Source organism: Nocardioides sp. NBC_00850 (assembly GCF_045207335.1).
Taxonomy (GTDB): domain Bacteria; phylum Actinomycetota; class Actinomycetes; order Propionibacteriales; family Nocardioidaceae; genus Nocardioides.
In genome coordinates, this window is sequence record NZ_CP108845.1 from 2,754,791 (window position 1) to 2,767,237 (window position 12,447).

Annotated in this window: 10 protein-coding genes; 6 read left to right on the forward strand and 4 right to left on the reverse strand. The window is 66.9% G+C overall.

Features of this window, described 5'->3' with window-relative positions; translation table 11 throughout:
* Positions 1-55: 55 nt before the first annotated feature.
* Positions 56-1,267 (reverse strand): formaldehyde dehydrogenase, glutathione-independent, encoded by a 1,212-nt coding sequence (gene fdhA / locus OH802_RS13490; RefSeq protein WP_406028695.1) that lies wholly within the window; start codon positions 1,265-1,267, stop codon positions 56-58.
* Between the two features lie 279 nt (positions 1,268-1,546).
* Here fdhA and OH802_RS13495 point away from each other — a divergent pair, with 279 nt between their 5' ends.
* From OH802_RS13495 to OH802_RS13505, 3 genes are all read left to right on the forward strand, one after another.
* Positions 1,547-2,287 (forward strand): IclR family transcriptional regulator, encoded by a 741-nt coding sequence (locus OH802_RS13495; RefSeq protein ID WP_406028698.1) that lies wholly within the window; start codon positions 1,547-1,549, stop codon positions 2,285-2,287.
* 267 nt (positions 2,288-2,554) lie between these two features.
* Positions 2,555-3,805 (forward strand): SRPBCC family protein, encoded by a 1,251-nt coding sequence (locus OH802_RS13500; protein WP_406028700.1) that lies wholly within the window; start codon positions 2,555-2,557, stop codon positions 3,803-3,805.
* A 19-nt stretch (positions 3,806-3,824) separates the two neighbouring features.
* Positions 3,825-4,991: an FAD-binding oxidoreductase gene (locus OH802_RS13505; protein ID WP_406028702.1), complete on the forward strand. Its 1,167-nt coding sequence runs from the start codon at positions 3,825-3,827 to the stop codon at positions 4,989-4,991.
* 4 nt (positions 4,992-4,995) lie between these two features.
* On the opposite strand, the gene OH802_RS13510 is transcribed toward OH802_RS13505, so the two are convergent.
* From OH802_RS13510 to OH802_RS13520, 3 genes are all read right to left on the reverse strand, one after another.
* Positions 4,996-5,670 carry a GntR family transcriptional regulator gene (locus OH802_RS13510; protein ID WP_406028704.1) on the reverse strand — a complete coding sequence of 225 codons (675 nt, stop codon included), beginning with the start codon at positions 5,668-5,670 and terminating at the stop codon, positions 4,996-4,998.
* 66 nt (positions 5,671-5,736) lie between these two features.
* Entirely contained in the window at positions 5,737-6,888 is a 1,152-nt protein-coding gene (locus OH802_RS13515; RefSeq protein ID WP_406029287.1) for an anthranilate synthase component I family protein, read from the reverse strand.
* Between the two features lie 89 nt (positions 6,889-6,977).
* Positions 6,978-7,568, reverse strand: a complete 591-nt coding sequence (locus tag OH802_RS13520; protein WP_406028706.1) for an anthranilate synthase component II — start codon at positions 7,566-7,568, stop codon at positions 6,978-6,980.
* A gap of 62 nt (positions 7,569-7,630) precedes the next feature.
* Between OH802_RS13520 and OH802_RS13525 the strand changes: the two genes are divergently transcribed.
* The 3 genes from OH802_RS13525 to OH802_RS13535 all read left to right on the forward strand — a co-directional run bounded on the left by OH802_RS13525 (position 7,631) and on the right by OH802_RS13535 (position 12,446).
* Positions 7,631-8,161 (forward strand): RidA family protein, encoded by a 531-nt coding sequence (locus tag OH802_RS13525; protein WP_406028708.1) that lies wholly within the window; start codon positions 7,631-7,633, stop codon positions 8,159-8,161.
* A gap of 131 nt (positions 8,162-8,292) precedes the next feature.
* A complete protein-coding gene (locus OH802_RS13530) occupies positions 8,293-10,095 on the forward strand; it encodes a BCCT family transporter (protein WP_406028710.1) in 1,803 nt (600 codons plus the stop codon).
* A gap of 68 nt (positions 10,096-10,163) precedes the next feature.
* Positions 10,164-12,446, forward strand: coding sequence for an FdhF/YdeP family oxidoreductase (locus OH802_RS13535; protein ID WP_406028712.1), 2,283 nt, complete (start codon positions 10,164-10,166; stop codon positions 12,444-12,446).
* Position 12,447: the final 1 nt, after the last annotated feature.

Consider the following 12,447-nt stretch of genomic DNA (forward strand, 5'->3'; position numbering starts at 1 on the left):
GTCCTGCCCCTGACCGGTGTGGCCAGGGGCAGGACCGTCGGGAAGCCCGGTTGCGTCAGCGCACCATGCCGTGCGGGTCGATGACGTACTTGGTGGCCGCGCCCTGGTCGAACGCGGCGTAGCTCTCCGGCGCCTCGTCGAGGCTGATGGCCTTCGCGTTGACGGCGTCGGCGATGTGGGCCTTGTCGGCGAGGATCAGGTTCATGAGCTGGCGGTTGTACTGCTTGACCGGGCACTGGCCGGTCACGAAGGTGTGCGACTTGGCCCAGCCCAGGCCGAGCCGGACGCCGATCTGCCCCTGCTTGGCGGCATCGTCGACGGCGCCGGGGTCGCCGGTGACGTACAGACCGGGGATGCCGAGGGAGGCTCCCGCGCGCGCCACGTCCATGATGTCGTTGAGGACGGTGGCGGGCTGCTCGGCGGCGTCTCGGCCGTGGCCGCGGGCCTCGAACCCGACCGCGTCGATCGCCGCATCCACAACGGGCTCCCCGACGATGTCCGCGATGATGTCCGCCAGGGCGTCACCGGAGGACAGGTCCGCGGTCGCGCAGCCGAAGCTGGCGGCCTGCTTGAGGCGGTCCGCGTTCATGTCGCCGACGATGACCGTGGCGGCACCGAGCAGCTGTGCCGAGTACGCCGCGGCGAGCCCGACCGGGCCTGCGCCTGCCACGTACACCGTCGACCCGGTGGTGACGCCGGCGGTGTAGGCACCGTGGTAGCCGGTCGGGAAGATGTCGGAGAGCATCGTCAGGTCGAGGATCTTCTCCAGGGCCTGGTCCCGGTCGGGGAACTTCAGCAGGTTGAAGTCGGCGAACGGGACCATGACGTACTCCGCCTGGCCACCGATCCAGCCACCCATGTCCACATAGCCGTACGCCGCGCCGGCCCGCGCCGGGTTCACGTTGAGGCAGATGCCGGTCTTGCCCTCGTTGCACATACGACAACGACCGCACGCGATGTTGAACGGGACCGAGCAGATGTCGCCCACCTCGTGGAAGAGGACGTCGTCGCCGATCTCGACGATCTCGCCGGTGATCTCGTGGCCGAGCGTCTGACCCACGGCGGCGGTCGTCCGGCCACGCACCATGTGCTGGTCGCTGCCGCAGATGTTGCTGGTCACGAGCTTGAGGATCACCGCGTGCGGCGCGGCGCGCTTGATGCCCAGGCCGCTCACGACGTCCTGGGGAAGCTCCAGCTTCGGGTACTCGATGGACTCGACGGCCACCTCGCCCGGCCCCTTGTAGACGACGACTCTGTTGTCTGCCATGGCGTCTCTTCTTCCTGCCCCGGATGGGGGCGTCCGGCTTGCTCAGTTACGGGGGATGTTTCTCATAGCGAAACAAGAGCGCTATATGAAACAAACTAGACCGTCGGCGGCGTCGGCATCAAGACCTTGTTTCGACCGATTTCAGGGCTCTTGCGGAGGTGTCTGGTCGCTCGCGCCGCGGCTACCCGGCAGTAGGGGCGAAGAGGAGGATCTGACAAGGAGGCATACTGTTTCAGCATGAGCAACACGAGCGAAACACGGAGCACGACCGTTCACTCAGTGGACCGAGCCATCTCCATCCTCCAGGTGCTCGCCCGTCGGGGGGCTGTCGGAGTCACGCCGATCTCCGAGGAATTGGGCGTGCACAAGTCCACGGTCTTCCGTTTGCTGGCCACCCTCGAGGCGCGCGGGCTGGTGGAGCAGAACGCGAGCCGGGGGCACTATCAACTCGGCTATGGCGTCATCCAGCTGGCCGCCGGCGCGACCCGCAAGCACGACATCTCGGTCACGAGTCGCCCGATCTGTATGGCGCTGGCCGACGCGGTCGGTGAGACCGTCAACATCGTCATCAACGACGGCGAGGAGGCCATCACGATCGACCAGGTGATCGGGAGTGCCGAGATCACGTCGGTGAATTGGGTCGGGCAGCGCAGCCCCCTGCACACCACTGCTTCTGGCAAGGTCTTCCTGGCGACCATGTCGCCGGAGGACCGCCGGGAGATTCTCGAGGGTGGGCTGGAGCGCTATACCGAGGAGACCGTGATCGATCCGGCCAGGCTCGAGGAGCAGCTCGCCGAGGTCAGGAAGCTGGGCTACGCCTACTCCGTCGACGAGCACGAGATCGGCCTCGCCGGCGTGGCCGCGCCGATCCGCTCCCTGGGCGGCGGGGTGATCGCCGCGGTGGTGGCCTCGGGCCCGTCGTTCCGCATCACGTCCGAGAAGGTGCCCGAGCTGGCCGAGCATGTGCTTGCTGCCGCCGCCGCGATCTCCGAGCGGAACGGCTTCCCCAAGGCTGAGTGATCCGCGCCTGCCGAGGCGACGAATCGGCACCCTCGAAGTGGCCCGCATGCCTCGTGCATGCGGGCCACTTCGCGTACGTCGTAAAGCCCGCGTAAATCCTGCGGACGAATCCAGATCGACCCGTTGACAGCGTCTTCTTCGGCGCGGCAGAATCGTTTCACGCTACGCAGTAGTTGTGCAGAGTGAAACAACCGCCGTCTGGCGGACCGCCGTATCTGAACCCGGAATCTGCCCGGTTTGAGCGTGGGAGACATCAACGTGACGCGTATGAGCATCGAAACGACGCCGGTGGAGCTGGCGTCCCTGGCGGACAGGCGAGCATCCGGCTACAGCCTGGAGGCGCCCTTCTACACCAGCTCGGAGATCTACGAGCAGGATCTCGACGTCATCTTCGGTCAGCACTGGATCTTCGCTGTCGCCGAGGCGGAGATCCCGGACCCGGGTGACTACGTCACCATCGATGTCGGCGCCCACTCCGTGATCGTCGTTCGAGACGACGACGAGAACGTTCGCGCCTTCAGGAACGTGTGCCGGCACCGTGGATCACGACTGCTCGAGTCCGCGTGCGGCTCGATCGGCAACATCGTGTGTCCCTACCACCAGTGGACCTACCGGGTCGACGGCAGCCTCATCTTCGCCGAGTCGCAGACGGACACCTTCGAGTACGACAAGTTCGGACTCAAGCCGGTGAACGTCCGAGCGGTCGGCGGCCTGATCTTCCTCTGCCTGGCCGACGAGCCGCCGACCGACTTCGACGAGGTCAGCGAGTTCATCGAGCCCTACCTGAAGCCATACTCGCTCGCCACGGCGAAGGTCGCCCACCAGACCGACATCGTCGAGGAGGGCAACTGGAAGCTGGTGATGGAGAACAACCGGGAGTGCCACCACTGCGACGCCTCCCACCCGGAGCTGGTGACGGCGTACTTCCCGATCAGCCGCTACGAAGCCGCGGACGTGCCGCCGCGCATGCAGTCGGTCTTCGAGCGCTATCAGGAGGCGCAGGCGGAGCTGGAGAAGGCCCGCGAGGCGATCGGCTTCCCGCACGAGGAGCGCTGCGAGCTCGAGGGTCGTACGACGGCGTTCCAGCTCTCGCACCTGCCGCTCGACGGCGCAGGGGCCTCGTTCGGTCCTGACGGGCAGCAGCTCTGCGCGAAGCTGATGGGCTCCATCGAGGACCCCAGGTTCGGAGACCTGTCGCTGCACATGCAGCCCAACTCGTGGTTCCACTTCCTCGGTGACCACGCTGTCGTCTTCTCGGTGATCCCGCTGGCGGTCGACCGGACGCTGGTCCGGACGACCTGGTTGGTGAACCCGGAGGCTGTCGAAGGGGTCGACTACTCGGTCGAGTCGCTCACCTCCGTCTGGCGTGCCACCAACGACCAGGACCGCGTCCTGGTCGAGGGCACGCAGCGAGGAGTGGCGGACCCGGGCTACGTACCTGGTCCGTACTCCGTGGTCGAGGGTGAAGTGGATGCCTTCGTCACCTGGTACGTCCAACGCATCCAAGCCAGTGCCTAGCCGGAGTCCGGGAGGAAACATGACCATCATGGAGACCGACATCCCCAAGGTGTCGGAGCCCAACTCGTTCGGTCTGCAGAACGGCCGTCCGGCGCCAGTGCGCAGTCGGCGGATGCTGGAGCCCTGCTGGGCCGAGAGCGACGTGATGGACCTGGTGTGCAGCCAGGTTTTGGCGGTCACCCATGACGTGAAGACCTTCGTCTTCACGACCCCCGAGCGACGTCCCTTCGACTTCGAGGCGGGCCAGTTCATCACCATCCGGGTCGAGATCGGCGGCGAGCTGATGACCCGTTGCTACACGATCGCCTCGCCGCCGACCAGGCCCGACCGGCTGGCCATCACGGTCAAGCGGGTCCCCGACGGTGTGGTCTCGAACTGGCTCCACGACAACCTCGAGCCCGGGGCATGGATCTCGATGCACGCGCCGGCAGGTGCGTTCGTCCTGCCGGAGGACGACGCACCGAAGTACCTCTTCCTCTCGGCCGGCAGCGGCATCACGCCCGTGCTGTCGATGACGAGGACGCTGTACGACCTCGGCTCCGAGGCGGACATCCTCTTCGTGCACAGTGCGCGTACGCCGGCCGACATCATCTACCGCGGCGAGCTCGAGGCGATGGCACGCCTGATGCCCAACCTGCGAGTGGTGGAGATCTGCGAGGGCGATGCCCCCACCGAGCGTTGGATGGGGCTGCAGGGACGCATCTCCAAGCCTGTCCTCGAGATCCTGGCCCCTGACCTCAACGAGCGTGAGACGTTCATCTGCGGTCCGGCGGGCTACATGGCGGCGGCGAAGTCGCTGCTCGAAGAGCTCGACTACGACATGGAGAAGTACCACGAGGAGAGCTTCGACTTCGGCGCTCCCGCGGTCCCTGCTCCGACGGCGGCACCGCCTGTCGAGCAGAATTCCGAGGAGGAGGCCGGAGCCGGGTTCTCGGTCGAGTTCGCGCGCAGCGGCCGGATGATCACCTGTGGCCCGGACGAGACCATCCTGGAGGCGGCGATGGCGGCCGGCATGCGGCCGATGGCGGCCTGCGGTCAGGGCATGTGCGGGACCTGCAAGGTGTCGATGCTCTCCGGGGAGGTCGACATGCAGCACAACGGCGGCATCCGGCCCAAGGAGATCGCCAACCAGAAGGTGCTGATCTGCTGCTCGAAGCCTCTGGGTGACATCCAGCTGGACTGCTGAGGCGTCAGAGAACCTGGCGGATCTCGCGCTCGAAGCTCCCGATGTGCTCGAGGGTGAGCTTCTCGGCGCGGTCGGCATCACCGTCTGCGACCGCGTTGAGGAGCTGCGCCTGCTCGAGGACGTGGTGGGCCAGGTCGGGCAGGCGGTCGATCACCATCCACCAGATCCGGATGGCGAGGTTGTCGTACCTGATCAGGATGTCCTCGAGGTGGGCGTTGCCGCTCGACTGGTAGATCAGGCCGTGTGCCGCCTTGTCGACGCGCATCAGGGAGGTGCGATCTCCGTCGCCCAGCTTGCCCTTGCCGATCTGGGCCGCGAGGTCGCGCATCTGCTCACGTTGCTGTGTCGTCGCGCGTTCCGCGGCCGCCCGAGCGGCGTACGGGGCGAGCTGGCGCCGGATCTCGGCGATGGCGCTGAGCTCGGTCGCGTCGATGGTCGTGGCGAAGGTGCCGCGGCGCGGAAAGGAGTGGACCAGGTGGTCGGCCTCGAGCCGTTTGATCGCTTCCCGGACAGGTGTACGCCCCATGCCGATCGCTTCTGCGATCTGGCCGTCGTTGATCGGCGCCCCCGGGCGGATGTCGAGCATGACCAGGCGCTCGCGGATGTATCGGTAGGCCTGATCGGCGAGCGAGGTGGCGGGGGGCTGCTCCGTTGCTGCCAGAATCTCGTCAACTGTCATTGAGCTCGAGCCCCACTCGTTTGTTCCGATATGTTCGCTTTTTACCATCCTAGTCTGATACATCAGTCACAGGCCAATGGCCGTGCCGAACACCCGCAGCAGTCTCTCGGCCTTCCAGCCCGTCTCGGCGTACTCATCCTGCGCGGTCGATCGGACTGTGATCCCGCCTCCGGTGCCGAGCTCCCAGGTGCCGTTGCCAGGGGTCGTGAGGCTTCTGATCACGACGCCGAGATCCGCCCGGCCGTCAGGTGCGATCCATCCGAAGGCACCGGAGTACACGCCGCGCGGGGTGGTCTCCACGCGTCGGATGATCTCCATGGTCCGCAGCTTCGGGGCACCCGTCATCGAGCCGGCCGGAAAGAGGGCGCGCAGCGCCTCGATGCCGGTGACGTCGTCACGCAGCCGGCCGCGCACGGTCGTCACGAGCTGGTGCACCGAGGCGTAGGACTCGACCGCCATCAACGACGGAACCGTCACCGAGCCGGGGTTGCACACCATCGCCAGGTCGTTGCGGAGGAGGTCGACGATCATGAGGTTCTCGGCGCGGAACCTGGGGTTCGACGCCAGGTCCCGGCGCAGCTCCTCGTCCTCGTCGGCGCACGTTCCGCGCGGGGTGGTTCCCTTGATCGGCCGGGTCTCGATCCACCGGTTCCGGTCGATCGTGGCGTAGCGCTCGGGTGATGAGCTGAGCAGCCGGAACCCGTGATGCTGGATGAAGCCGGCGTACGGAGCCGGGTTGAGCTCGCGAAGCCGCAGGTACGCAACGGCCGGGTCGATGGCGTCCTGCACCTCGATCCGGTGCGTCAGATTCACCTCGTACGTGTTGCCGGCCCGCAGCTCCCGCTGCACCTCGTCGAAGGCCCGCGTGTAGGCGGTCGGGGCGATGCTCACGGACTGGGCCGGGAGGGCTCGTGCGGTGGGGCAGGCCGGGTGTGCGGGCGGCTGGTCGAGGATCATCGTGTTGCGGGTGCGCATCCAGATCGCGTCAGCCATCGCGGGCTCGCCCGCGCGCCGCGTCCTGGCCGGCAGGTCCGGACGACATGCATAGCCGAAGTAGCCGACCCAGATCTCGTCCCGGGGCGTGCGGGCGAGCTCGTCCCCGAGGACGGTGAAGATGTCCGAGCCGACCAGGCTGACATCTCCGCCGCGGTGTCGAAGCACCTCACCTCGCCCGGCGTCGTAGGTGAGGGAGATGTCGTCGTCGCGCAAGGCCCCCATGATCGACCGGGAGGCCTGCCCGGGCCCTGCGTCCAGCCAGAAGCAACGGGGCCGCGTGTTCGCCATCTCGGCGAACCGCTCCTCGGCGGTCATCTCGTGGCCGAGAGGAAGTTCGCGATCAGCGCGGCTCCGTGCTCGCTCAGGATCGACTCGGGATGGAACTGCACACCGAAGTGCGGAAGTGACCGGTGGCGTACGGCCATCACCACCGGGTCAACTCCATCGACTTGCGTCTCGGCGATGACCCGGAGCTCCGGCGGGATGCTCGTCGCAGCGAGGGAGTGATAGCGCACGGCGGCGAATGAGGAGGGAACGCCGGTGAATAGCTGGTCGCCCCGGTGCCGGACCCGCGCCACGCCGCCGTGTGCGGGTGGAAGCCGGTCGACCCGCCCTCCGTAGGTGGTCACGACGCCCTGCATGCCGAGGCACACACCTAGCACGGGAACCGTGCCTGCGCGGAGCACTTCGCCGCCGACGGCGAAGTCACCGGGATTCGCCGGGTGCCCCGGGCCGGGGGAGAGGACGGCGTAGTCGAACCCGAGCACGTAGTCGGCAGTGGTCGTGTCGTGCTGGACCACTGCCGGGAGTGCTCCCGTGACACCGGCGATCAGGTGGACGAGATTCCAGGTGTAGGAGTCGTAGTGGTCGACGACGACGACCCGCGGGGCAATGTCGTGCATGTGCGCCAGCTCTCTAAAATTCACACTAACGACAACTAGTATATCAGTGATAGTGTCAGAGTATGACGGATCGTTCGGGCCGGGTGCTGCGGCTGCTGAGCCCTCGTGGGTCCAGTGCGGCTGCGTCGGGGCAGGACGTGGTGCTGGCCGCGCTCGGCCTGTCCGTTCGTGAGGTCGCGCCCGTCGTGGCTCCCGTTCCCGCGGTGCGCGCGGGAACGCTCGTCTTCACATCGGGGCAGCTGCCGATCCGGGAGGGCGAGCTGCTCGCCACGGGCAGGGTCGGTGACGCTCTCGGCGTCGCCGACGGCCAGACCTGTGCGCAATGGTGCGTGCTCAACGCGCTCGCCGCGATCAAGTCGGAGATCGGTGATCTCGGGCAGGTGAAGCGAATCGTCAAGGTCGTCGTGTACGTCGCCTCCGGCACCCTCTTCGCGGAGCAGGCCGTGGTCGCCAACGGTGCCTCGGAGCTTCTCGGCAGGGTGTTCGGCGATTCGGGGCGCCACGCGCGCTCCGTGATCGGGGTCTCGGCTCTGCCTCTGGATGCCCCGGTGGAGGTCGAGCTCGTCGTCGAGATCGACCCTTGCCTTGTGTGATGCATCACATATAAGGTAACTAGTATATCAGCGTCTGGCCGCGTAGCGCCCCACTGTCGTGCCGCCACCCGGAGCCTCTATGGCACCGACAGATGCTGCTCATCCCAAGAGCTCTTTGATCGGAGTGCGTCATGAGATCCTCGGCACGTAGCGGAGACCTTTCCCCGGTAGCTCCGCGCCACAAATCTGTCGGCCAGAACGGAGGCCCGACCCATCCGGCCCTCGACTGTCCTCCTGAGGAGCCCGCCAAGGATGCCGGCGGTCTTGATCGCGTCGTCTTCGGGGTGACCGCGGTCATCGCGATCGGCTTCCTGGTCTGGGGATTCGTCAGCACGGAGTCGCTGGCGTCGGTCTCAGGGAAGTCGTTGTCCTGGGTGATGGCCAACCTGGGCTGGCTCTTCGTCACCGCGGCATCGACCTTCGTCGGCTTCGTGCTGTGGCTCGCCTTCGGCAAGTTCGGGAACATCCCGCTCGGCAGGGACGGCGAGGAGCCCGAGTTCCGTACGGTCTCGTGGATCACGATGATGTTCAGCGCCGGAATGGGGATCGGCCTGATCTTCTACGGTGTCAGCGAGCCGGTCAGCCACTTCGTCGCACCTCCGCCGGGCGCTGTCGGCGATGGTCAGTCCGAGAAGATCCAGACGGCCATGGCCACGACCCTCTTCCACTGGGGAATCCACCCGTGGGCGATCTACGCCCTGGTGGGGCTGGCGATCGCCTACAGCGTCTTCCGAAAGGGCCGCGGTCTGCTCATCAGTTCTGTGTTCGAGCCCATTCTCGGGCGCCACGCCCATGGCGCCGGTGGCAAGGTCATCGACATGCTCGCGATCTTCGCGACGCTCTTCGGGTCGGCCGCGTCGCTCGGCCTGGGCGCGCTCCAGATCCGCAGCGGTCTCGAGATCGTCGGCGGGCTGGGCAAGACGGGCAACGGGGTCCTGGTCGCCATCATCGCCGTCCTCACGGTCGGGTTCGTCTTCTCCGCAGTCTCAGGCGTCGCGAAGGGGATCCAGTGGCTCTCGAACATCAACATGGTGCTCGCCGTCGGGCTCGCCCTGTTCGTCTTCGTGGCCGGTCCCACCGTGTTCATCCTCAGCCTGGTCCCGACGACTGTCGGAAGCTACTTCCAAGATGTTGCGATGATGTCGGCGCGGACCTCGGCCGAAGGGTCTGCGACCGCCACCTGGCTCTCGGGCTGGACTGTCTTCTACTGGGCCTGGTGGCTCTCTTGGACGCCGTTCGTCGGGATGTTCATCGCCCGGATCTCGCGCGGCCGCACCATTCGTCAGTTCGTGACCGGTGTTCTCCTCGTTCCGTCGCTGGTCAGCCTGGCCTGGTTCGCGATCTTCGGCGGAGCAGCTCTCGACCTCCAGTTGGGTGGCGTGGACATCGCAGGCGCGGGCGGCGTCGAGACCCAGCTGTTCACGACCCTCGAGTCGTTCCCGTTCGCGACGGTGGCAAGCGTCGTGGTCATGATCCTGGTCGCGCTCTTCTTCATCTCGGGGGCCGATGCCGCATCGATCGTCATGGCCACGCTCTCCGAGCGCGGTTCCATCGAACCGGGGCGGCCGACGGTGATCTTCTGGGGAGTCGCCACGGGCGCGGTCGCTGCCGTGATGCTGCTGGTCGGCGGTTCCGACGCGTTGAGCGGCCTGCAGACCATCACCATCGTCGCGGCCGTCCCGTTCGTCGTCGTCATGGTCGGGCTGTGCGTATCGCTGGTGAAGGACCTTCGGGAGGACCCACTCGTGGTGCGCGCCCAGTACGCCTCCAAGGCCGTCGAGCAGGCCGTTGTCTACGGGGTCTCGGAGCACGGTGACGACTTCGTCATCCGGGTCTCCCGTGATCCCGATGCGCCTGCCGACGAATCGGCCGATGAACTGGCTGATGAATTGGCCGATGACGAGGAGGCCGAGCTGCCCAGGTCGGCCAGCTAGCTCGAGTCGCGAAGGGAACGGGTGTGGTGAAGCGAGACGCGGACGGCGCGTACTCCGTGGAAGAGCCGGTGGAGGCACTCAGTGTCACCGAGCCGAAGACCTGGGCCGCCGGCGTGCCGGCGGTGCGGAAGGCGATCGAGTATTCGCTGACGCAGACATCGGTGCGGCGTACGGCATTGACGCTGTTGAACCTCAACCAGGCCGACGGGATGGACTGCCCTGGGTGTGCGTGGCCCGAGCCGGGTCACCGGCACCGGAACGAGTACTGCGAGAACGGTGCGAAGCACATCGCCGACGAGGCGACGTCGCGCCGGGTGACGCGCGAGTTCTTCGCGCGTCACCCGGTCTCGGCGCTGGACGGCAAGTCGGACTACTGGCTCAACCAGCAGGGCCGGCTGACGGAGCCGATGGTCAAGCGGCCAGGTGCGACGCACTATGAGCCGATCACCTGGGAGGACGCGTTCCACACCGTCGCTCAGGAGCTCAACGGCCTGGACTCTCCCGACGAGGCGATGTTCTACGTCTCGGGGCGGCTCAACAACGAGGCCGCGTTCCTGCTCCAGCTCTTCGCCCGCGCGTTCGGCACCAACAACCTGCCTGACTGTTCGAACATGTGTCATGAGTCGAGCGGCTCGGCGCTCAGCGAGACGCTGGGGATCGGCAAAGGCAGTGTCCAGCTCGAGGACATCTACAACGCGGACCTGGTGTTCGTGGTCGGCCAGAACCCGGGCACGAACCATCCGCGGATGCTCTCTGCGCTGGAGGAGACCAAACAGCGGGGCGGCAAGGTGATCGCGGTCAACACCCTTCCCGAGGCGGGACTGATGCGGTTCAAGAACCCGCAGAAGGCCCGTGGAGTGGTGGGCAGGGGCACCCAGATCGCGGATCAGTTCCTGCAGATCCGCCCGGGCGGCGACCTCGCGCTGTTCCAGATGCTCAACCGTCGTCTGCTCGAGACCGACCGGGCCGAGGGTGGCGGCGTGCTGGACTGGGAGTACATCGCGGAGTACACGACCGGGTTCTACGCCTTCGCCGAGCAGGCCCGCACGATCACCTGGGAGGCTGCGCTCGAGGCCACCGGTCTGACCCGCGAGGAGATCGAGGCGGTCCACGAGCAGGTGCTGGCCAGCCGCTCGGTCATCGTCTGCTGGGCGATGGGGCTGACCCAGCACAAGCACGGCGTGCCGACGATCCGCGAGGTGGTCAACTTCCTCATGCTGCGGGGCAACATCGGCAAGCCCGGGGCCGGGGTCTGCCCGGTCCGCGGTCACTCCAACGTGCAGGGCGACCGGACGATGGGCATCTGGGAGAAGATGCCCGACTCCTTCCTGGACGCACTGGGTGCCGAGTTCAGGTTCGACCCACCACGCAGGCACGGGTACGACTCGGTGGACGGTGTCCGGGCGATGCGAGACGGGAAGGCGAAGGTCTTCGTGGGCGTCGCCGGCAACTTCGTCCGGGCGATCTCGGACAGCGACGTCGCCGAGGCCGCGTTGAGGAACTGCCGCTTGACGGTCCAGGTCTCCACCAAGCTGAACCGCTCGCACACGGTGGTCGGGGAGACCGCGCTGATCCTGCCCACGCTGGGCCGCAGCGACATCGATGTCCAGTCCAGTGGTGAGCAGTTCGTCACCGTCGAGGACTCGATGAGCTCCGTGCACGCCACCCGCGGCAGGCTCCAGCCCGCCTCGGAGCATCTCCTCAGCGAGGTCGCGATCATCTCGCGCCTGGCACAGTCCACGATCGGCGGCCGGTACGGCATCCGCTGGGCGGACTTCGAGGCGGACTACGGCCGGATCCGCGATCGGATCGCACGAGTGGTGCCGGGGTTCGAGGACTTCAACGAGCGGATCAAGAATCCGACCGGGTTCGTTCTCCCGAACCCGGTCAACTCCGGTGTCTATCGCACGCCGAGCGGCAAGGCCGTCTTCACGCGCAACGACCTGACGTGGTTGCAGGCCCCGCCGGGTCATCTGATCCTGCAGACGCTGCGCTCGCACGATCAGTGGAACACCATCCCGTACGCGATGGACGACCGTTACCGCGGCATCCACAACGCCCGCCGCATCGTGATGGTCAACCCGGCCGACATCGCCGAGCTGGGTCTGGCCGACGGCGACCGCGTCGACATCGTCGGGATCTGGGAGGACGGTGTCGAGCGGCGCGCCCCTGGGTTCACCCTGGTCGCCTATCCGGCGAGCCGGGGTTCGGCGGCTGCGTACTATCCGGAGGCCAACGTGCTCGTGCCACTCGACAGCGTTGCCGACGGCAGCAACACCCCGACCTCGAAGGGCGTCGTGGTGCGCTTGGAGATCGCCGCATCGGCAGAGGGGGCGAACCGCCTGCGGTAGG

Bases quoted from the DNA above. Each gene is read 5' to 3' on its own strand.
- fdhA (WP_406028695.1), bottom strand. From the start codon at position 1,267: ATGGCAGACAACAGAGTCGTCGTCTACAAGGGGCCGGGCGAGGTGGCC.
- OH802_RS13500 (WP_406028700.1), top strand. From the start codon at position 2,555: ATGAGCATCGAAACGACGCCGGTGGAGCTGGCGTCCCTGGCGGACAGG.
- OH802_RS13505 (WP_406028702.1), top strand. From the start codon at position 3,825: ATGACCATCATGGAGACCGACATCCCCAAGGTGTCGGAGCCCAACTCG.
- OH802_RS13510 (WP_406028704.1), bottom strand. From the start codon at position 5,670: ATGACAGTTGACGAGATTCTGGCAGCAACGGAGCAGCCCCCCGCCACC.
- OH802_RS13515 (WP_406029287.1), bottom strand. From the start codon at position 6,888: ATGGGGGCCTTGCGCGACGACGACATCTCCCTCACCTACGACGCCGGG.
- OH802_RS13520 (WP_406028706.1), bottom strand. From the start codon at position 7,568: ATGCACGACATTGCCCCGCGGGTCGTCGTCGTCGACCACTACGACTCC.
- OH802_RS13525 (WP_406028708.1), top strand. From the start codon at position 7,631: ATGACGGATCGTTCGGGCCGGGTGCTGCGGCTGCTGAGCCCTCGTGGG.
- OH802_RS13530 (WP_406028710.1), top strand. From the start codon at position 8,293: ATGAGATCCTCGGCACGTAGCGGAGACCTTTCCCCGGTAGCTCCGCGC.